Source organism: Amycolatopsis taiwanensis DSM 45107 (genome assembly GCF_000519205.1).
GTDB lineage: Bacteria > Actinomycetota > Actinomycetes > Mycobacteriales > Pseudonocardiaceae > Amycolatopsis_E > Amycolatopsis_E taiwanensis.
This window is the reverse complement of the sequence record NZ_JAFB01000049.1, coordinates 1-18,340: the sequence shown is the minus strand read 5'-3', so window position 1 is coordinate 18,340 and position 18,340 is coordinate 1. Positions and strand designations below refer to the sequence as shown.

At 67.3% G+C, this 18,340-nt stretch carries 17 protein-coding genes and 4 pseudogenes; 11 read left to right on the top strand and 10 right to left on the bottom strand.

Translation table 11 applies throughout. The features are described 5' to 3' along the window. Positions 1-238: 238 nt before the first annotated feature. Positions 239-1,120: an SDR family oxidoreductase gene (locus A3CU_RS0131505; protein WP_027945614.1), complete on the bottom strand. Its 882-nt coding sequence runs from the start codon at positions 1,118-1,120 to the stop codon at positions 239-241. Between the two features lie 85 nt (positions 1,121-1,205). Here A3CU_RS0131505 and A3CU_RS0131500 point away from each other — a divergent pair, with 85 nt between their 5' ends. From A3CU_RS0131500 to A3CU_RS0131490, 3 genes are all read left to right on the top strand, one after another. After that, the gene (locus A3CU_RS0131500; RefSeq protein WP_027945613.1) at positions 1,206-1,784 is read left to right on the top strand and encodes a TetR/AcrR family transcriptional regulator; all 579 of its coding nucleotides are present in this window, start codon (positions 1,206-1,208) and stop codon (positions 1,782-1,784) included. 363 nt (positions 1,785-2,147) lie between these two features. After that, positions 2,148-2,564, top strand: a complete 417-nt coding sequence (locus A3CU_RS0131495) for a hypothetical protein (protein WP_027945612.1) — start codon at positions 2,148-2,150, stop codon at positions 2,562-2,564. A gap of 353 nt (positions 2,565-2,917) precedes the next feature. Continuing rightward, on the top strand, positions 2,918-3,214 hold the full coding sequence (locus A3CU_RS0131490; protein ID WP_027945611.1) for a GYD domain-containing protein: 297 nt from the start codon (positions 2,918-2,920) through the stop codon (positions 3,212-3,214). A 331-nt stretch (positions 3,215-3,545) separates the two neighbouring features. On the opposite strand, the gene A3CU_RS0131485 is transcribed toward A3CU_RS0131490, so the two are convergent. From A3CU_RS0131485 to A3CU_RS0131475, 3 genes and pseudogenes are all read right to left on the bottom strand, one after another. After that, positions 3,546-5,159, bottom strand: coding sequence for an L-lactate permease (locus A3CU_RS0131485; RefSeq protein ID WP_027945610.1), 1,614 nt, complete (start codon positions 5,157-5,159; stop codon positions 3,546-3,548). 982 nt (positions 5,160-6,141) lie between these two features. Beyond that, positions 6,142-6,603: pseudogene (locus A3CU_RS55840) on the bottom strand (TetR-like C-terminal domain-containing protein); the annotation flags it as partial. Further along, positions 6,563-7,048 carry a hypothetical protein gene (locus tag A3CU_RS0131475; protein ID WP_027945608.1) on the bottom strand — a complete coding sequence of 162 codons (486 nt, stop codon included), beginning with the start codon at positions 7,046-7,048 and terminating at the stop codon, positions 6,563-6,565. The pseudogene A3CU_RS55840 and the gene A3CU_RS0131475, both read right to left, overlap by 41 nt. A gap of 173 nt (positions 7,049-7,221) precedes the next feature. On the opposite strand from A3CU_RS0131475, the gene A3CU_RS47680 reads away from it, so the two are divergent. The 3 genes from A3CU_RS47680 to A3CU_RS0131460 are packed head-to-tail and all read left to right on the top strand — an operon-like array spanning position 7,222 to position 10,049. Beyond that, positions 7,222-9,021, top strand: a complete 1,800-nt coding sequence (locus tag A3CU_RS47680; protein WP_052372501.1) for an AfsR/SARP family transcriptional regulator — start codon at positions 7,222-7,224, stop codon at positions 9,019-9,021. Further along, a complete protein-coding gene (locus A3CU_RS0131465) occupies positions 9,018-9,425 on the top strand; it encodes a hypothetical protein (RefSeq protein WP_027945607.1) in 408 nt (135 codons plus the stop codon). The genes A3CU_RS47680 and A3CU_RS0131465 overlap by 4 nt, the downstream gene beginning before the upstream one ends. A 6-nt stretch (positions 9,426-9,431) precedes the next feature. Further along, complete coding sequence (locus A3CU_RS0131460) at positions 9,432-10,049, top strand: hypothetical protein (RefSeq protein ID WP_027945606.1); 618 nt, start codon at positions 9,432-9,434, stop codon at positions 10,047-10,049. Between the two features lie 642 nt (positions 10,050-10,691). Here A3CU_RS0131460 and A3CU_RS0131455 read toward each other — a convergent pair. Further along, positions 10,692-11,669 carry a helix-turn-helix transcriptional regulator gene (locus A3CU_RS0131455; protein WP_027945605.1) on the bottom strand — a complete coding sequence of 326 codons (978 nt, stop codon included), beginning with the start codon at positions 11,667-11,669 and terminating at the stop codon, positions 10,692-10,694. Positions 11,670-11,782: 113 nt separating this feature from the next. On the opposite strand from A3CU_RS0131455, the gene A3CU_RS0131450 reads away from it, so the two are divergent. The 5 genes and pseudogenes from A3CU_RS0131450 to A3CU_RS55255 all read left to right on the top strand — a co-directional run bounded on the left by A3CU_RS0131450 (position 11,783) and on the right by A3CU_RS55255 (position 13,428). Then, entirely contained in the window at positions 11,783-12,187 is a 405-nt protein-coding gene (locus A3CU_RS0131450; RefSeq protein ID WP_027945604.1) for a VOC family protein, read from the top strand. Positions 12,188-12,610: 423 nt separating this feature from the next. Next, a pseudogene (locus A3CU_RS55835) lies at positions 12,611-12,859 on the top strand (4-hydroxy-2-oxovalerate aldolase); the annotation flags it as partial. Positions 12,860-12,906: 47 nt separating this feature from the next. Beyond that, positions 12,907-12,960, top strand: a pseudogene (locus A3CU_RS55830) (hypothetical protein); the annotation flags it as partial. A gap of 58 nt (positions 12,961-13,018) precedes the next feature. Then, positions 13,019-13,081, top strand: a pseudogene (locus A3CU_RS55825) (hypothetical protein); the annotation flags it as partial. A gap of 212 nt (positions 13,082-13,293) precedes the next feature. Then, on the top strand, positions 13,294-13,428 hold the full coding sequence (locus A3CU_RS55255) for a hypothetical protein (RefSeq protein WP_281174166.1): 135 nt from the start codon (positions 13,294-13,296) through the stop codon (positions 13,426-13,428). A gap of 188 nt (positions 13,429-13,616) precedes the next feature. Here the strand turns inward: A3CU_RS55255 and A3CU_RS0131435 are convergent, their stop codons facing one another. Genes A3CU_RS0131435 through A3CU_RS47665 form a run of 5 tightly spaced genes read right to left on the bottom strand, consistent with a single transcriptional unit; the run spans position 13,617 to position 17,518 of the window. Further along, positions 13,617-14,057: a nuclear transport factor 2 family protein gene (locus A3CU_RS0131435; RefSeq protein WP_027945602.1), complete on the bottom strand. Its 441-nt coding sequence runs from the start codon at positions 14,055-14,057 to the stop codon at positions 13,617-13,619. After that, a complete protein-coding gene (locus A3CU_RS0131430; RefSeq protein ID WP_027945601.1) occupies positions 14,054-14,644 on the bottom strand; it encodes a hypothetical protein in 591 nt (196 codons plus the stop codon). The genes A3CU_RS0131435 and A3CU_RS0131430 overlap by 4 nt, the downstream gene beginning before the upstream one ends. A 24-nt stretch (positions 14,645-14,668) precedes the next feature. Next, positions 14,669-15,478 carry an SDR family NAD(P)-dependent oxidoreductase gene (locus A3CU_RS47670; protein ID WP_063628934.1) on the bottom strand — a complete coding sequence of 270 codons (810 nt, stop codon included), beginning with the start codon at positions 15,476-15,478 and terminating at the stop codon, positions 14,669-14,671. A 13-nt stretch (positions 15,479-15,491) separates the two neighbouring features. Continuing rightward, complete coding sequence (locus A3CU_RS0131420) at positions 15,492-16,862, bottom strand: phenylacetate--CoA ligase family protein (protein ID WP_027945600.1); 1,371 nt, start codon at positions 16,860-16,862, stop codon at positions 15,492-15,494. Next, entirely contained in the window at positions 16,859-17,518 is a 660-nt protein-coding gene (locus A3CU_RS47665; RefSeq protein ID WP_052372507.1) for a TetR/AcrR family transcriptional regulator, read from the bottom strand. Before A3CU_RS47665 ends, A3CU_RS0131420 begins: the two co-directional genes overlap by 4 nt. Positions 17,519-18,340: the final 822 nt, after the last annotated feature.

The following is an 18,340-nucleotide window of genomic DNA, read 5'->3' as shown; positions in this document are numbered from 1 at the left end:
GCCACGACCGGAGGCCTTGTCGTGCCGACTTCCGCGCGAGCCAGCTCGTCGGAGATGTGTTCGATCGGGATGGGGCGATTGATGGTCTCGCCGATGTGCCTGACCTGGTGTTGCAGAGTCAGGGACTCGGCCCCGTAGACGGTTCCGCTTCGGCGCGGGGATGTCGACGGTGCCGGACCATCGCCACGCGGCTGGCGATCCGGCGGCAGCGGGCCCACCCCATGTTCCTGGCTGCCGGTCAGGGCTGGATGTTCTCCAGATCGTCCAGCAGGCTCGGGTGTTTCGGCTCCCAGCCGAGTGCCTGCCGAGTGTGGGTGCTGGACGAGGGCTGGTCGGCCGCGAAGATGACGCCGAGGGGACCGTAGGTCTCCACCGGCACGGACTCAACAGGTAGACCCAGCCGCCGGCCGATGACCGCGGCGATATCACGCACCTGGTCGCCCTCGTCGCCCACGGCATGCCAGGAGGTGCCGGCTTCCGCCTGCTCCAGGGCGAGCCGGAACAGGACTGCGGCGTCGAGCGCGTGCACAGCCGGCCAGCGCTGGGTTCCGTCGCCCGGATATCCGGACACTCCGCTCTGACGCGCGATCCCGGTCAACACGCCGGCGAACCCGCCGGTGCCCTCATTGTGGACGGTCCGCGGCAGGCGGACGGCTGAACTCCGAACCCCGCGCGAAGCCAAGCCCAGGACTCCCATGACCGCACGACCGCGGCCACCGACCGGTCCCTCGGTCGGAATCGAGTCGGCCTCGGTGGAGGCGCGGCCCGGCACGGCGGGCGTGCCTGAGCAGGTGACGAAGGGACGGCCGCTGCCGACGAGTGCCTCGCCGAGGGTGGCGAGGGCGGCGCTTTCCTCGGCGACCGCGTTCGCCAAGGCTTCGGGGCTGCTGAAATCGTTGGCGAAGGCCAGGTGGATCACACCGTCGGCCTGAGCGGCGCCGGCGCGCAGGACGTCCAGATCGGCCAGACCTCCCCGGATCGGCTCGGCGCCGGCCACCGAGGCGGCCTGCGCGGAGGCGTCCGAGCGGGCGAGTGCGAGGACGGTATGGCCGTTGCCGAGGAGTTCGGCGACGACGGCGGACCCGATCAGACCGGTGCCGCCGGTGATGAACACGTGCATGGAACGCTCCCGCGAGTGATGGGACTCTTGTCCCATCAACATATCAGAGTGATGGGACAAGAGTCCCATCGCATATGATGGCCCTATGGGTCGATGGGAGCCGGGTGCGCGCGAACGCCTCGTCATGGCGGCCGTCGACCTGTTCACCGAGCAGGGCTACGACGCCACGACCGTCGCGCAGATCGCCGCGCGCGCTGGGGTCACCAAGAGCACCTTCTTCCGACACTTCCCCGACAAACGCGAGCTGCTGGTCGCCGGGCAGGAGACGCTGAGCCGGCTGCTGACCGAGGGCATCGCCGAGGCGCCCGCCGACGCCAGCCCACTCGAGGCGGTCGCCGCCGGTCTCGTACGCGCATCGACCGCGATGGGCCCGATGAGCCGGGAGATCGCCCCGCGTCTGAAGGCGGCCGTCGCCGCCAGCGCCGAACTTCAGGAGCGCGACGCCCTCAAGAGCGTCAGCCTCGCGGCCGCCATGACCGCTGCCCTGGTCGCCCGCGGCGTGCCCGATCCGACCGCCGCCCTCGCCAGTGAGCTCGGCGTCCTCGCCTTCAAACGCGGATACGCCGAATGGTCCGACGGCGACCGTGCCGCCGAGGACGGGTTCGCCGCCTACCTCCTGAAGGCCCTCGACGAGCTGCGCGCCGCGAGCGCATCGCTGGGTTGACCGGACAACCTCACCCGCTTGAAGCGACAAGACGCCGTGCCGATGGACGTGATCAGCACCGAGTCGGGCCTGCAGTACGTGTACGAGATCGACGGAAAGTACATGTTGGTCACGGACAATATTTTCGACCGTTCGCATCGGGGCAGCCGCACTGGGAGGCGGGCCTGGCGAAAGACCCACTCCGGTTGGACAAGAACGGCCGTTGGCGAGTGGTCACCCAGAAGGTGAAAGTGGACTATTCCCCCATAGGTCGGTGCTGACAACTGCGACTGGTAAAAATATTTCGTGACGAGTGGTTCGCCGAATGAGGCCGGTGCGCTATCCAAAGAGGGATCCCGCACCAGATCGGCCCTGCTTCGGGCGATGGAGCGGGAACAGATCGATGCCGACACGGTGACCTGGCTGCCCGCTGCTGAAAGCGAGGTCGTCGTCAGTCGGTGGAAGGAGGAGTTCGGAGCCGAGCGTTACGAGACTCTCGTCGCGGTCGCGCCCGAGTCGGGAGCGGTGCGCGATACGCTGCTGCCTGGTGTCCGGCCCTCCTGGCTCGCTCCCGTCACGAAGCCGGTGTTCGTGCTTTTCCAGGAGTACAAAACGGCTGGCCTCATGACGTGTGAATGGTCGTTCGTCGCAGCCAACCTGATTCCACTGGCACGTGTGGACGGCAACGGTTTCGTCGCAGCCACTAGGAACTGGACCGGCGTCATGGTCGTCGATCTCGAGGAAGAGGACGGTGAAACCGTCTTTGCGATAGAAGCCTGGGGCGTTTTCGTTCGCCGGTAGTACTGCAGGTGGTGCGCTCAGAGGCCCGGTTGCAGGCTGGCGGCTTCGTGAGGAAACCTGTGGGGTCGGAGCCCAGTGTCGGAAGCCCTGTTGGGGAAGCAACTGAGCGGTCGTAGCGGAAGCGAAGCCTGTGGCGTCGTTACGGTTGGTCCCGCCAAGCGTCGCCCTCCGCCCGTGTCGCGAACTGCGGCCACTGGCCAGTGGTGAAGCGTCCAGCGACTGGGAGGACGTTGCGTGCTGGCATCGCTGAATGCGTTGCGTGTCTTGTGGATTGCTCACTTGACATGCGGCCCTCCATGTGGGCAATTAGGCTATTTATTTAGGACCTACCTATTTCATGGAGGTGAGCGCGCGTGCCGACCTACATCACGCTATTGAGCTGGACTGACCAGGGGATCCGCGCCTGCAAGGAAACTGCGGAGCGTGCTGATGCCTTCGCCGCTGCGTTACAGAAGCTCGGAGCGAAGCTTGTGAACATTTACTGGACTATCGGTCCGTACGACCTCGTGGGCGTCGTCGAGGCACCCGACGACGAAACTGCCACCGCTGCCCTCCTGCAACTCGGCGGGCTGGGCAACGTCCGTAGCACGACCCTGCGGGCCTTCGGCCGAGATGAGGTTGAACGCATCATTGCGAAGACCTCCGCGTGAGAACAAGCGTCCCTGACTCACCACTATGGCGCTGCGTTCGGTCGCTTCAGCACAGTGGCTCGCGGCATGGGTGACGACCAGTTCGCCATGGGGCCGATCAGAGCACGGCGCCGATTACGGGTTGTGCCAGATCTACAGCAACGAACCCTGGCACCACGAATTGCGCCCCGAGACCATCGATCACGGTTGCCCGCCCATGTACGCCGACCCTGCGCACGATCCAAGGATGCAGCGGCGCCGACCGGTGCTCCAATCACCCAATTCCCGACGCCGCAAGCAGTGGGTCGGCTGCTCAACGGTCCATTGAGGACGAAATCTCGACGCGCGGTGACTAGAGTCGCATGGAGCTGGGCAGTAGGAAGTAGAACAGTGCGCCTACGCCGATCAGGTACGCCAGGATTATTAGTGTCCAGCCGAGGTTGTGGCGGATCACGTGTCCTTCCTGACGGACGAGGGTGGTTGTGGCGACGCCGACGCTCGCCGTCTGGGCAGCGACCGGTTTTCCGACCTCGGAGCCGACCGAGTTCAGTGACGGGAACAGCAGCGGTGGTGCGCCGAGCAGCTTGCCGACGGTTGCCTGGAACTGGCCGAACACCGCGTTGGCAGATGTGTTGCTTCCAGACAGTGCCACGGCGATCCAGCCGAGGACGGGGGAGAGCACCACGAATGCTGTACCGACCTTGGCGAAGCCGGTGGCCATCGAGTTGGCCATGCCGGAGAAGTTGAAGACCTGGGCCAGCCCGAAGATCAGCGGCCCGACCAGCAGGGCGCCCCACATCTGGCCGAACGCGCGGCGGAACACCTCGCGCAACTGGTCGCGGCGGGGCCGCAGGTAGAGGTTGATCAGCAGCCAGCTGACCAGGATCGCGGTGCCGGCGATGAACGGCGAGAAGGACCACGTGATGCTCACCGGTTTGCCGGTCACCGAGGAGATCGCGGAGACTTTCGGTTCGAACGGTGTGTAGTTCGGCAGCGGTGACCACGGGCCTGTCCACGCGACGACGACCGCGACCAGGATCACGAACGGCAGCAGCCCGCGACCCGCACCCGACGAGGACGATGCGCTGGGACCGGTTCGCCACGCTTCGACCTCGTGCGGGGCGAGTTCGTGGCCTCCGAAGCCGAGTTGTACCGCGGGCCGCCAGAAGCGCAGCAGGACAAGTAGCACTCCGAAACACACCAGGGAGCCGATGACGTCGGGCAGGTATGGGCCCAGCCATTGCGATGTCGGGTACTGGCCGGCGATGTAGCCGAACGAGCCCGCGAGCGCCAGCGGCCAGCCGGCGCGGAAGCCGCGTCGGCCGCTGACCAGGTAGATCAGCAGCCATGGCGGGGCGAGCGCGAGCACTGCGACGATCTTGCCGATGGAGGCGGACAGGTCGAGCAGCGGCAGGCTGGTCACTGCGGCCAGCCCGATCACGGGCGCGCCGAGGGCGCCGTAGGAAACGGGGGCGTTGTTGGCGAGCGCGGCGACTCTCACCGCTTCCAGGTCCATCATGCCGAATCCGATCAGCAGTGGTGCGACAACCGCCCACGGGTAGCCGAATCCGACGAGGCCTTCCAGCAGTGCGCCGAAGGCCCAGGCGATGAGGATCGTCTGCACTCGGATGTCGGCGGTCGCATGGCTTACCAGCCATCGTTTGAACCCGTCGAAGGATCCCGTGACCACGAGCGTGTGATAGATGATCACCCCCCAGAACACGATCCAGTCGATGGACCAGAATCCGGTCGCGGCGCCCAACCCGTAGGCGGTGAACGCGGTTCCCGTCGGTGTGTGCCAGATAAAGATGGCCCCGAGCAGGGTCACGATCGCACCGCCGATCACCGCCTGCCACGCGGACAGCCGCACGACGGCCAGGAGCAACAGGAGGACCGCGACGGGCACCAGAGCCAGCAGGGTGCTGCCCAGGACGCTGTGTACCGGATCGAGGATCTGGGTGAACATCACAAATCGCCTCACAGCAAAAGCCGCTGGAAATTACCCGCAAACGCCACGCTTCACACCACCGCATCACCCATCTGAGCGGCAGGACTTCACAAGCTCGTGCCGGTGCCTCCCGCCTGCAGGCGTCACTGCGTGCGGTGGGGCCGGACCGCGCAACCATCTCGCTTTTGAGCCTCGTGAAATACGCGCTGCTCGAGACCGGTGCCGATGGGCGCACACCGACGGTCACCGCGTCTTGCACCATCACCGGTCGAGCTCGCCGAAGACGAAGGCGATGCGGCCGGCGCCTCGCTGCGCCGTTGGCAGCAAGGCCCACGCGGGGAGTCCATCGTGGTGCCCAACTGCGTGGGTGCTCGGATGATTGTCCTTCACACTGTTTTCGCTGGAGCAATTCTGGAGCACACCTGCTTGCGCAACGACATCCAGCGGCAGCGAATCGCGCCCGTTTTTCCTGCGGCTTCTCGGTTTTTGCAGGCCAGCGAGGCTGGCAGTGAGGGGCCGGGGGTTCGAGTTCCCTTAGCTCCACTCCGTAGTGATCCCCTTCGATCGAGCCGTTTGTCCTGGCCGGAGGGGTTTTCTCGTTTCTTGAGTCGATCTCGTGTGATCGCTGACGCCCCGGTTCGGTTGCCGCAGGTGGAGCGTTTCTGGAGCACGATTGTGCCGCGTCCCGTTGGGTTGTGGGTATATTTTTCGTTGCGGGCGTTGGGGTTTCCAATGCCGGGTGGTGGTGTCCCGAGTACCGGCGAAGAGGGGACAACCGGTGCCAGCGGTTGGTCGTTCGGGGCGGCGGGGTCGGGCACGGCGTGCCAGCGGTCTTCGAGGGCGGTGAGGAGTTGGTGCTCGACTTCGGGGGCGACATGGCTGTAGGTCCGGCTTTTCCGGCCGCGACTGCGTCTGTTCGGGCCTGAGGCTTGTGCTGCGGCTGCGTAGCCGGAGGCACGAGAAGCGGAATCCTGAGCCGCTGCTGCGCGGCCGGATCCAGTCCTTCCGGCAGGTTGCCGCCCAGTTCCAGGGACACCAGACCGTGCACGATCGCCCACAGTCCCATTGCGACGGTCGCCGGCTCGTCCACGATTTTGCCGGCGGCGATCGCCGCGTGCACCGGGTTGGCCAGCGGTGTGAAGTTGTCCAGGGACTCCTGTCTGGCCGCGTCGTCGGGCTCGCACCCGGGAATCGGCCCCGAGAACAGTACGGCGTACAGGTGTGGGTCGCCCACGGCGAACTCCCGGTAGGCCAGCCCCAGCCGGTACAGGTCGTCAACCGGGTCGTCGGTGCGCTCGACAGTGGCCAGCTGCTGCCCGAACCGCCGGGACGCCTCCAGGTAGACGAACACCGATACTCGGCGAGCGGCGCCCGCCGTCGGACGTGAGCGCGGGCGCCGCTCACGTCCGACGCGGTGCGGATCAGCCGTCCTGGCTGGTGAAGTTCTTGGTGCCGCAGTCATACGGCGTGCCGTTGGGCCCGTTGACCCGGCAGATCTTCAGACCGATCTTGTCGCCCGCGTTCACGTTGCCCGGGAACTGCTTGAAGGGGTCCCAGATCACCGAGGTCCCGCCGCCGTTGCCGTTGTACTTTCCCTGGCACTGCTCCAGGCAGACGCCGTTGAGCCAGACCCATCCCTTGACCCCGTCGCCGTCGAGGCAGAAGTCCCGCACCTCGAGGTAGTCGTCGTTCTTGGCGGGGTCGCTGGGCGAACCCTCGCCGTAGTCGACGAACAGCAGTTCACCAGCGGGCTCGTACCCGCATTGGGCCTCGTAGTCGGTGGTGAGCGCGAGATTGTTGTCGTTGATCGACGCGGCGGCCGTGCCCGTGGGCAGCAGCGAACCGGCGAAGGCGACGGCGACCGTCGCGACGGTCAGTGCCCAGCGTGCTATGCCGTAATGTCTCATCAGGGTTCCTCTCCTTGCTTGGTACTTCCCCGACGCTCGCGCCGCGCGCAAGCCCTCGCGCTAGGGTGACGGACGGATCTGGAAGGTGACCTGGGGATTGAGTCGTGGACGGCGGGCGCACCCGGCCTGCCGGCGGCCCGGCAGGCGGGCCCGTACTCAGTGAGGAGTCGGCCGTGATCGTGCTGGAGCCCTACCTTCGTCTGCTGGGGCCGTTCGAGCTCGTTCACCAGGGACGGCCGGTGCCGGTGGGCGGCCCGGTCGCGCAAGCGATCCTCGCCGCCCTGTCCTACGCCCCCGACACCAAGGTGCTACCCGGCCGTCTGATCGCCATGGTGTGGGGGAACCGGGACGCGGTGACCGTGGACAACCTGTATCACTTCGTGTCGCGGTTGCGGCGGGCGCTCGCGCCGGCCGGGTTGAGAATCGTCGGGCACCGCCCGGGCTACCGCCTGCCGGTGTCGGCCGCGCAGGTCGACGCCGTGCGTTTCGAGGAGCTGTTGCGCAGTGCACAGGCCTTGCGCGATACCGATCCAGACCAGGCCGCGCGCCGGCTGCGCGCGGCGCTTCAGTTGTGGCGGGGGACCAGTGCTCTTGACAACCTCAACCAGCGCGGCATCCGCCGCATCGCCGACGCCCTGGACGTCCGCCGGCTGGACGCCGAGGAAGATCTCGCCGACCTCGAACTGGGCCGCGGGCATCCCGAACTGGTGCTCGACCGGTTGCGCACCCTGGCCGTGACACACCCCGAGCGTCCCCGCCTCGCCGCGGCCCTGATCCGGGCGTTGCACGCCACCGGACGGCTCGACCAGGCGCGGCGTGCGCTGGCCGAGGCCGAGCACGCCGCCGGCCGCGACGGGGCGCACCCCGCGCTGGCGCACGCGCGGCGTGTCGTGTCCGGCGGCCCGCGGTTTCACCCGCCGGCGTGCGTGGCGGTGGGGGTGCCCGGAGTGGTGCCGTTCCAGCTGCCGGCCGACACCATCCACTTCACCGGCCGTGCCCACGACCTCGCCCGGATGCTGGCGCTGTGGCCCGCCGGGGATGGTGAGCCGGCGCCGGGCACGGTGGTGGTCTCGGTGGTGCGGGGAATGGCCGGGATCGGCAAGACCGCACTGGCCGTCCACGCCGCACACCGGCTCGCCCCTCGCTTCGCCGACGGCGTGTTGTTCGCCGACCTGCGCGGATTCACCCCCGACGCCGACCCCGTCCCACCCACCGGCGCGCTGGATCACCTGCTGCGCGGGCTGGGCGTGCCCGGGCCACAGATCCCGCCCGGCCTCGATGCCAGGGCCACGTTGTACCGGACCGTGCTCGCCGGCCGGCGGGTGTTGATCGTGCTGGACAACGCCGCCGACGAGGCGCAGGTGCGGCCGCTGATCCCGTCGGCGCCCGGGTGCCTGGTCCTGATCACCAGCCGCCGGCACCTGGCCGGTCTCGACGACGCGACCCATCTGGCTCTGCGCGTGCTTCCCAGGGCCGAGGCGGCCGCGCTGTTCCGTGCCCTCGCCGGAGACCGCGCCACGGCGGCGGACCGGGACAGCGTGGAACGAATCGTCGCGCTGTGCGGGCACCTGCCGTTGGCGATCCGCATCACCGCGGCCCGGCTCCGGCTCGGCCACGCCACCAATCCGGCGAAGCTGCTTGCCGAACTGGCCGACGAGCTCGGTGCGCACCGGCGACTGAGCTGGTTCTCCGACGGCGACCGGAGCGTCCTCGCGGCCCTAGCCGTGTCCTACCGCCACCTCACCGCGCCGCAGCAGCACGCGTTCCGGCTGCTCGGCCTGCATCCCGGCGCGGACATCGACCCGCATGCGCTCGCCGCGCTGGCCGACACCACTCCGGATCATGCCCAGCGCCTGCTCGACGAGCTGCACGCCGCCAGCCTCACCGACCAGCCCGCTTACCGCCGCTATACCCTGCACGAGCTTGTGGCCACCTACGTCACCCAACTCGCCGACGAGGAATGGGGCACGTGACGAAAGACCCGCAGCCGTTCGGTCGGAGCGAGGGGATGGTCTTCAGCGTGAAAAGGCTGTCGTGGTGGCTGGTTGCGGGTTGCGTCATGGTGGCACTGGCCGCCGGATTCGGCATCGGGGCGTGGGCTTGGCCGAGTGGTGACGTGACCGGAAACGAGCGGGTACAGGCGCGCACGGAGGCGCTTCGGACGGGGCTGACCGCGACCGGGGGAGCCGGTGCGGCCTTCCCGCTTCAGCTGGCTTTTCGCCGGCAACGGGCAACCGAACTGGCCGCGGCGGACACCCGGCACGACGCCGCCGAACGCCGGGTGACCGAACTGTACGCCAAGGGCGTCGAACAACTCGGCAACGACCTCGCCAGGAAGTGGCTGGGCGATGGCAATGTGTTTCTTTTTCCGAAGTAGGTAGGGATGACATACGGGTTTGTGCGGTTGTATCGGCGGGATTGGACGCCGGAGCAGGTGTTGCGGCGGGTGGATTCGTTGGCGGCGACGGGGATGGTGCTGGGCTATCCCCGTACCGGCCGGATCACGGCGCTCAGCGGGGAGTGGGAGACCGCCGGAGAGCAGATCGAGATGACCCGAGAGGCGTTGCTCGCTGCTATGGCCGGGTTGGGGGAGAAGCGGTTCACCTTCCAGTACTGGCTGACTGACACCGAGGAGGAGGCCAGCGTCATATGCACGCTGGGCCGGGTCGGCGCCGACGTGGTCGTTGAGGACTACGGCCTCGATGGTTTCGGTGGTCCGGTCTACCGGATCGGGCAGAATACGGTGATCCGCCGGATACTGGCTGAGTTCCGGGCGACCGGGCCGGCCGCGGTCGGCCTGATCGTCGACCGATGGGGGGAGTCGAAGGCGATTGACCTGGACGACATCGTGACCGGCGGGCCCACAGCGATGACCGTGGTACCGGAACTGCTGGTGCTGCAGCCCGAGATCGCACGTCGACACCCCGAACTGCGGTCACTGGTTCCCTTCGACGGCTTCCTCGCCTGCGATACCGACGGAATCCTCGCCCTGGCACAGTGACCGATCCAGGGGGCAGGATGAGTCCGCCGTCGAGAGTTTCGTCGCAGCTGCGCAGCAACCTTGGTGTGTCCCAAGTGGACATTGAGAGTCGCTGGCGTTCGTAGAACGCCGGGTTTGCCATCGACGCCGTGTGCTTGCACCTCAGGTGTGACGCCGGGGTCAGTTCGCCTGATTCCAGGCGGATTCCCGGAGCTGAGCCGGGCGTGCACGATGGGTGGTGCGGTGGCATAAGCGTGATCGCGGTGGTGGCGGAAGGTCGAACACTTCCTCGTGGGTGTGGCCGTCGTGCTGATGACCCAGGATTTCAGCGATAGCGGCGGAAGGGGTGGTCCCCCGGGACAAGATTGTCGGCCCGCGCGTGCTCGATGTCATCGTGGACGTGGTGCTGAGCTGGAGTTGACGGGATCGCCGGGACGTTTGTTGCGGGTCTGACGCGGTAACCGTGTTTCCTCTGCCAGGTTTCGTTTTGTTTCTGGTCACGGATCGGGTAATTCGCTTGGTTTCCGTCCGGTGGCCGTCGATGATCGAACGGCTTGATCAGGCGGAATGATGGGGAGTTATGGGCGCTTGAGCACTGTTCGCGGGTGTTGCAGCTGGAACCGGGCAACACCGAGGCGCTGGCGCTGCTGCGCCGCTGGGTAATCAGTGTCCCTGTCGCGCGTCGGCGTGGTCGGCGAGCCGGCTGGCCAGTGCTCGCACCAGGCCGCGGAGGGCGTCGGGTTGTTCGACGACGAACGGCTGATCGAGCGCGGCGAGCAGGGGTGGTATCCATTCGAGCCGTTGTGCCCGTATCCGGGCCCGTAGCCAGGAAGTGCCGGGGTCGATCTCCTCCAGTGTGGCGACGGACGGCGGGAAGACGGACCGGATCTGTTCGGGCGTCGATCGAATCCGCACGGACACTTCGTGCCGGTACGGCGCCTCGGCGATCGCGGTCAGCACCCGCTGGGCGGGGTCGAATCCGATTGGTACGTCGAACGTTCCGACGCGCATCTCGACGGTCGTGATCCGGTCGACGCGGAACGTGCGCACCTGCCCGCTGACGGAGTCGAAGCCGGTCAGGTACCACCGCCCGGAGTGCGCCACGACCCCGTACGGATAGACGACGCGTTCGCTGGCCCCGCCGTGGCCGGCGGTGTAACCAAGATCGACCGGGCGACGATCCCGCGCCGCCTCCGCGACGGTGAGCAGGACCTCGGCCTCCGCCGTGAGTGCCGATCGTGCGGGTGCGGTGAAGTCGGCGACCTCCAGCAGCGCGTCGAGCCGACGGCCAAGAGCTTCGGGCAGCACTCGCCGAACCTTCGCGACCGCGCTCTCGGCAGCCGCGACCGAGGTGCTGATCAACCCGGCGCGCCGGCCCGCGACCAGACCGAGCACGACAGCGAGTGCTTCCTCGCCGCTGAGCATCAGCGGGGGCATCCGGTAGCCCGGGGACAGGCGGTACCCGCCGTGCCGTCCGCGCACCGAGCGGACCGGGATGTCCAGATCGAGGAGGTGGTCGACGTAGCGGCGGACCGTGCGCTCGTCCACGTCGAGCCGACCGGCCAACTCGGCGACGGTCCGGGTGCCTCCGCTCTGGAGGATTTCCAGCAAGGCCAGTACACGGGCGATCGGCCGGGTCACGCACAGGATCCTCCCAATACCGGGCGGATCCTGTCCACTATTGCCTCTAGCGTGTCCGGTGTCCCCCGGAGGGCGGGGCAGAAACCGCCCCTCCAGTACAGAAAGGATCCACCGTGCAGCTTGTCTCTGTCCGGGTCATCACCAACGACGTCGCCCGCCTTGTCGAGTTCTACGAGCAGGTGACCGGCCTCGATGCGCGGCGGCCCGCCGAGCAGTTCGCTGAGCTCGTGAGCCCGTCATGCACGTTGGCTATCGGCAGTGCCGAGACGATGGCGCTGTTCAGCGCCGGGGCGGCCGTACCTGAGTCGAACCGGACCGCGATCCTCGAGTTCCTCGTCGAAGACGTCGACCGGGAGTACGAACGGCTGGCGAGCCTGGCTGCCACCCCCGAGATCCTGCAGAAACCGACCACGATGCCGTGGGGAAACCGCTCCCTGCTGTTCCGCGACCCCGACGGCAACCTGGTCAACTTCTTCGCACCGCTTACCGACGAGGCCCGCGCGAGGCTCGCCCGCTGACCGGTACTACCGGCTGCCGGACGATCGACGCTGAGGAAATGCCCCATGTCTGAGACCGATCTTGATGACATCGACGTGAGACAACGGAGACACCGCAGGTCGCACAAGATCGACATGTCACGCGCGGTGAGACCCCACAGGACTCATTGGCGAAGGACGTCCATGTCGTCGCGGACATTCGTGGCCGATCCACCAGCAACGCCCGGATGGCGGAGTCGTACGTGTCGACTACCGACCCGGCCGGCTTACGCTGGTATTCAGGTGGTCGGTCCGACTTCACCGCCGCCGCGACAGTGTTCCGAGTGATCGGCGAGTCGGCGAGCGATCTCGCTGATCGACACGCCGTAGCCGACGAATCTCGGCCCGTCTTCCACTGGTGCCGATCGCGAGGCCTGAGCGTCCCCCGACTGTGCCGAGCAGTCGATCGCCTGGGCTCGCGATCATGGCATGCGGGTCATGAGCTTCCTGACGATGAGCCACAAACTGGCCCCCGCGGAGTTGGCCGAGCAGGCGCGGAAACTCGATTCCTATGGTGCGCAGGTGGTCTATGTCGTGGACTCCGCCGTTTTCCTGGTGCCCTGTGGCGCGGCCGAGCGTGTCGCTGCGCTGCGGGAGGCGGTCAGCGCCGACCTCGGTTTCCACGCCCACAACAACCTGGGGGTCGGGATCGGCAACGCGCTCGCGGAGGCGAGAACGGAGCGCACTACATCGATGGCTCGTTGCGCGGACTCGGCGCCAGGGCGGGCAACGCGCAGACCGAGGTGCTGGCAGCGGCGCTGGAACGGGCCGGATACGAGACCGGCGTCGACCTGTTCACACTGATCGACACCGCTGGGCAGGCGCGGCGTCATCGGCGGCCAGGAGGACATGATCATCGAAGTGGCCGCCGAACTCCGGAAGGCCGCGACCACAGCGCGGGGAGCACGGTGGGGAGCAGATGAGGAGCACGATCCCGGGCTGAACATGCCTCAACCGGCCTCAATGTCTCTGAACGGACCCGTTCTACCTGCGGGACTTGTGTTTCCGCGAGTAGAACGGGTGGCGGTGCATGGTTCACACCGAAGTGCTTCTGCCGCAGGTTCGCCGATCGCAGCAACTCTGACCCGGTGGTCATCCGCCCCGGCTATCTCGATGGACATTGGATCAAGGAGCCGTGGACTGATCTGGGAATTCGAGACAAGGTCGGCGCCACCCACTGGCCGCTGCCCGAGTTGATGCACGCGTCCTCGATGCCGGCTTGATTCTCGAATGGCCGAAGCGGTTGCGCCCCAACGGAATCACCGCTGGGACGCAACCACATTCACGTCCGCGGTTCGGCAGCAGCCCGGACTGTCGGGGCAGCGGGGCCGGACGTTTTGTTTGGGCGGGACGATGTCTTGCTGCGCTGTGGTTCCCGGGTTGTTCTCTGTGATGCTTACTGTGGCGATGCCTACTGTGTCTCAGGAGAGGTTCGGTATCCGAGGGCGACATAGCGCCGATGCGCGATGCGCCATCCGGCTTCCGTCTTGCGCCAGCGGTCGAAGTAGGTGCCGTGGGTCACGACGGTGGGGCCGTCCGGGTACTGCTTGGTGACGACCACCGTGGCGCGGGTGCGGGGTGCGTCCGCGTCGGTCTCGTCGAACACGAACCCGCACACGTGGTGCAGGACGGGATTGACCCTCGGCATTCCCGACTCGGCGAAGTCGCGAAGCTCGGCCGCGCCTCGGAACAACGCCAGTTGATCATGCTGGTCGACGAGAACGACCTCGAAGATCCCGTCCTCTGTGAACACTCCGACGAAGCCCTCGACGTCCCCGGTGTCGTAGGCGTGGGCGTAGCGGCCGGTCGTCTGCTGGATCGCGAAGCGATCGTCCACATCGAGATCCGTCACGGCTGTCCGGCTTCCGTGTCATCGGGACCGATCCACGGGTTGACGGGGCCAACGAGCAGGAAGCAGCTGTCCGGCATCGCGCGCGTGCCGTTGTCCGGCGAGGGCGCGGTCGCCGTGGCGAGATAGAGCCCCTTCGCATAGCGGCGCACCTCGTCCACGAGGTCGGTGATACCGGCCACCTGTTTGTTGAACGCCGAGTACCGCATCATCAACGACGGCCTGTCGTCTACGAACGACTCGCCGATATCGGTGGCGAACCGGCCCTTCCGGGTGTACCGGTAGCCGTCCCCGTCTTCTCCAAGCTTGCGGAAGATGTTGTAGCCCTCGCCGCTGGAATCGCCGTTTGCCTTGTACGCCTTGCCCAACCAGTAGCCACGCGCCGAATCGTCCCGATAGAACTGGGTCGCGGCGTTCCTGATCTCGTCCTTGGAGATGTGGAGAATGGGCAGGTAGGACGCGTACTCCCCGTCGAGTTCCCCCATCCCGGGAGCGGGCAGGCTCTTCCACAGCTCGAAAATCTCGTGCTGCGGTAACGCCAGCAGCTGCTGGACGCCGATGGCCGGGCAGGGGTCGATCTGCTGATCCATTGTTGCCTTTCTTCGGAATTCGGTTCAGGAAGCGGCGGCGGTTTTCTGGCCCGCGGGACCCGCCAGCCAGCCGCCGTCGATGATGTGGACGCTGCCAGAGATGAACGACGCGCTGTCACTGGCCAGGAACGCGGCCAGATTCGCGACGTCCTCGGCGCGTCCCACCCGGCCGAGCGGAAAGCGGCTGCCCACGTTGCGTTCCTCGCCCATCTTGCGCATGAAGTCGTTGCTTGCGATGTACCCGGGGCAGATGGCGTTGACCCGGATACCGACCGGCCCCAACTCCAGCGCGGCCGTTTTGACCAGGCCGAGGACTCCGTGTTTCGACGCCGAGTACGCCGACGCCATCCGGACGCCGATGAGCCCAGCGGCCGACGAAGTGACCACAATGGACCCGCCGCCCGCGTCACGCATAGCCCGGCCCGCCGCCCGCATGCCGAGCATGACACCGCGCAGATTCACCGCCATCGTGCTGTCCCATGCCTTCAGCGAGAAATCGAGAACCGTGGCGGGCTGCGCGGAATCCGGGTCCATGGCCGCGGCGTTGAGATGCGCGATGTGCACGGCGCCGTAGCGGGCGACCGTCGTGCTGACCATCGAGTCGTTGTCCTCGGGTGCGGCGACGTCGACCCGCAGCGCGAACGCCTCGCCGCCGGCGGCGACGATGTCCTTGGCGGTCCGCTCGGCGGTTTCGGGGTTGATGTCGGCGCAACACACCCGTGCTCCCTGGGCGGCCATCGTCGCCGCGGACGCCGCCCCGATGCCGGAGCCGGCCCCGGTCACGATCGCCACTTTCCCGCTGAGCGAGGCAAATCCTTGAGGTGCTGTAGTCATTGGCGACTCCTTATTACGCGCTGAGTGGGATAATCCGGCGGAACTTGCCACCGGGCGACTGTTGTGGTGGCTCGTCGGCACGTTCGAGCGTGACGTGGTCGGCCTTGTGCTCGGTGAGCAGACGAGTGATCTCGTCGCGCACGTTCAGCCATACGAGGTCGGTGTCGGTGCCCTGCCTGGTCTGTAGGCGTACGCGCAGTGCGGAGGGCGACGTCTGGACGAGCTGGAACCGGTCGATGCCGGGAGTACGGTCCAGCAGCGTGCCGAAGAGCATGGGGGAGATGCTGACGTGCTCGCCGCGATCGGTGGGGAAGGTGAGCATGTCGGCGGCGCGGCCCGCCACTCGGAGGGCCGGCAGCGGGTTGCCGCACGGGCAAGGGTCGGGGCGGACCAGGACGCTGTCGCCGAGGTCGTAGCGCAGGAATGGTTGGACCCGGTTGGCGAGATTGCTGATCAGGACGGTGTGCGACGGCTGCCCCGGCGGGACCGGCCGGTAGTCGGCGTCGACCGGCTCGGCCACCGCCCAGTCGCTGTTGACGTGGTACCAGCCGTGCGCGCAGCCCACGCTCAGGAAGCCGCACTCGGTGGCGGCGTAGGCGGCATTGACCTTCGCGTGGAACGCGGTCTCGAGCCGTTGCCGGACGTCGTCGGTCAACGTCTCACCGCCGGGAATGAGGATCGCCGGGCGGATGCGCAGGCGGCCGGCTTCCTGCTCCCCGGCCAGTTGCGTGAGCATGCTCAGGAAGCCGGCGAGGCTGGCGGGGTTGTACCGGTTGAGCTCGTCGACCAGCGCCGGCAGCGGCCGGTCTGTCGGGAAGACCCGCATGATCCGGCTCAGCCGCGGGCTCTCCCGGCGGAACCGCTCCGTCGAGGCGACGGTGTAGAAGTGGCCGGCGGGTGCGCTGACGACGGCTACGCGAGCCCCGTGAGCGACCATCCGGCCGAGGTCACGGATCCCCAGCAGGCCACGGGCGCGTGACCCCAGGGCATTGGGCACGGCCAGGTTCTGCTCGTCCAGGACGAAGAGGCCGCGGACACCGCTGGTGCCGGAGGTGGTAGCCACCAGGTACCGGTCCAGGAACGGAGCGCCGATGAGGTCGGGATCGGCCACGAACGCCTCGACCCGCTCCCGGGTCACCTGGCGGTCGGTGACCCAATCGTCGAAGTGGCCCATCAGCGTCTTCTTGTCGGTGACCGGGAGCAGTGCCGGATCGTCGACCTTGTCTGGCAGGTCGCGATACAGCTCGCGGTAGTACGGCGAGTGCGCGCGGGCGTAAGCCACCATCTCGGCCAGGCGGGCGCGCTGCCTTCGCGCGATCGCCTCGGCGCCCTGTCGCATGTCTCGTCGTGCGACGCGTGCGAGGCGCCGGACGCTGTCGGTCATGATGAGCTGGTCCTTTCTCCGGTGGGATTCGGGCTTCCGGCGGACGGCCGCACCGAAAGCAGGCCGTGCAGGGCGACGTCGACGCCGTGCTGAGCGGCTTCCCACAGCTCTTCCTGTGACCGGTCCAGCTGGACGCTCGCCATGCCTGCCTGCTGGATGGCGCCGATCACGGCGCCGGTCATCGCCGCCGCGGTGATCGGGTCAAGCCGGCCGGGGAACGCCTTCAGCAGCTCACCGGCGATCCGCTGCTGCAGATCCAGCAGCAGGTACAGGCCCTTGGCCTGGAGCGCCGGCGTGGTCAGCGCCAACCGGGTCGCCGCCGACAGCTCTGCGGGCTCTCTGGCCGGAACCTTCGGCCGGCGGTGCGCGGCATACGTCTGGATCGCCCGCACCAGTACCTCGCCCGGGCCCTCCTCCGGCCGGCGTTCCGCGATCACCCCGAGCAGCACGTCGAAGTCGGGTTCGACGTCGTTGAACAGCACTTCGTCCTTGCTGCGGAAGTAGTTGAAGAACGTCTTGGGATCGACATCCGCCGCGGCCGCGATCTGCGCCACCGTGGTCTGCTCGTACCCCTGCTCCTCGAACAACCTGACAGCGGTCATGACGATCCGCTGTCTGGTCAGCTGCTTCTTCCGCTCGCGTCGTGACTCCTGCACGAGGTCAAACGTACAGTTGATGGAAACTTCCATCAACTGGAATTTTCATGAACCCCGGCCAGAGTGGGCAACCACACTTGGCGGCGGAAGTTGGACCGCCGGTGCAGCCCGCCGCCTGTCCCGGTGAACACGAACTGGGCGTCGGGTGGCGAGGGCCTCTTCGGGTAGTCCTTGCGCGAGCAGGCCGTGCCGTACTTGCTCGGGTGGAAGTTCCTGGAAAGACAGCGTCCGGTCGATGGCGGCGCCGATGAGCCGCACCTTCTCGTATTGGTCCAGGGACTGCGGACCGGTCAGTTGTACACCGACTCCGTCGGGATGCTGCTGCGGAGGGCTGCGCGGCGACTGCGGCGAGGTCGGTTTCGTGGAACGGAGAGGTGGCGGCTCGGACGTACGCCTTGTTTGACGGCGAGGTTCCGCAGTTCATCAAGGCCGGGGCCGGTGGTGCTCGGGCTGATCTGCATTGCTTCGACTCCTTCCAGTGCCGTCTCAAGCCACTGAGGTGATCTCAGCAAGATCAGCTTGGTGGTGGGGGGCTGGGCGGTGATGGTATGGGGTGATGCACCGGTTGGCTGGTGGTACCGGTGAGGTGTGGGCGGGGAGCTCCTGATAGGACTGGATTTGCGAAGATCAAGTCCAAGGACAGGGGCTCCCCGTGATTGCCTATCGTGCCATGCTCGACGTGCCGCGTGAACTCGCCCAGTACATCAGCCGACTTCTCCACGCTGAACGCCGTCAGCGTGGTACCCGCAAGAACAGCAGGGCGTTGACCTGCTTTCGCCAGGCAGTGCTGGGGTTGCGCTGGTTCCGTCAGGACGTCGATGT

Excerpts from the sequence above, each read along its gene's own strand:
- A3CU_RS0131505 (WP_027945614.1), bottom strand. The coding sequence starts at position 1,120 with ATGCACGTGTTCATCACCGGCGGCACCGGTCTGATCGGGTCCGCCGTC.
- A3CU_RS0131500 (WP_027945613.1), top strand. The coding sequence starts at position 1,206 with ATGGGTCGATGGGAGCCGGGTGCGCGCGAACGCCTCGTCATGGCGGCC.
- A3CU_RS0131495 (WP_027945612.1), top strand. The coding sequence starts at position 2,148 with ATGGAGCGGGAACAGATCGATGCCGACACGGTGACCTGGCTGCCCGCT.
- A3CU_RS0131485 (WP_027945610.1), bottom strand. The coding sequence starts at position 5,159 with ATGTTCACCCAGATCCTCGATCCGGTACACAGCGTCCTGGGCAGCACC.
- A3CU_RS0131475 (WP_027945608.1), bottom strand. The coding sequence starts at position 7,048 with ATGAGACATTACGGCATAGCACGCTGGGCACTGACCGTCGCGACGGTC.
- A3CU_RS0131460 (WP_027945606.1), top strand. The coding sequence starts at position 9,432 with ATGACATACGGGTTTGTGCGGTTGTATCGGCGGGATTGGACGCCGGAG.
- A3CU_RS0131430 (WP_027945601.1), bottom strand. The coding sequence starts at position 14,644 with ATGGATCAGCAGATCGACCCCTGCCCGGCCATCGGCGTCCAGCAGCTG.
- A3CU_RS47670 (WP_063628934.1), bottom strand. The coding sequence starts at position 15,478 with ATGACTACAGCACCTCAAGGATTTGCCTCGCTCAGCGGGAAAGTGGCG.
- A3CU_RS0131420 (WP_027945600.1), bottom strand. The coding sequence starts at position 16,862 with ATGACCGACAGCGTCCGGCGCCTCGCACGCGTCGCACGACGAGACATG.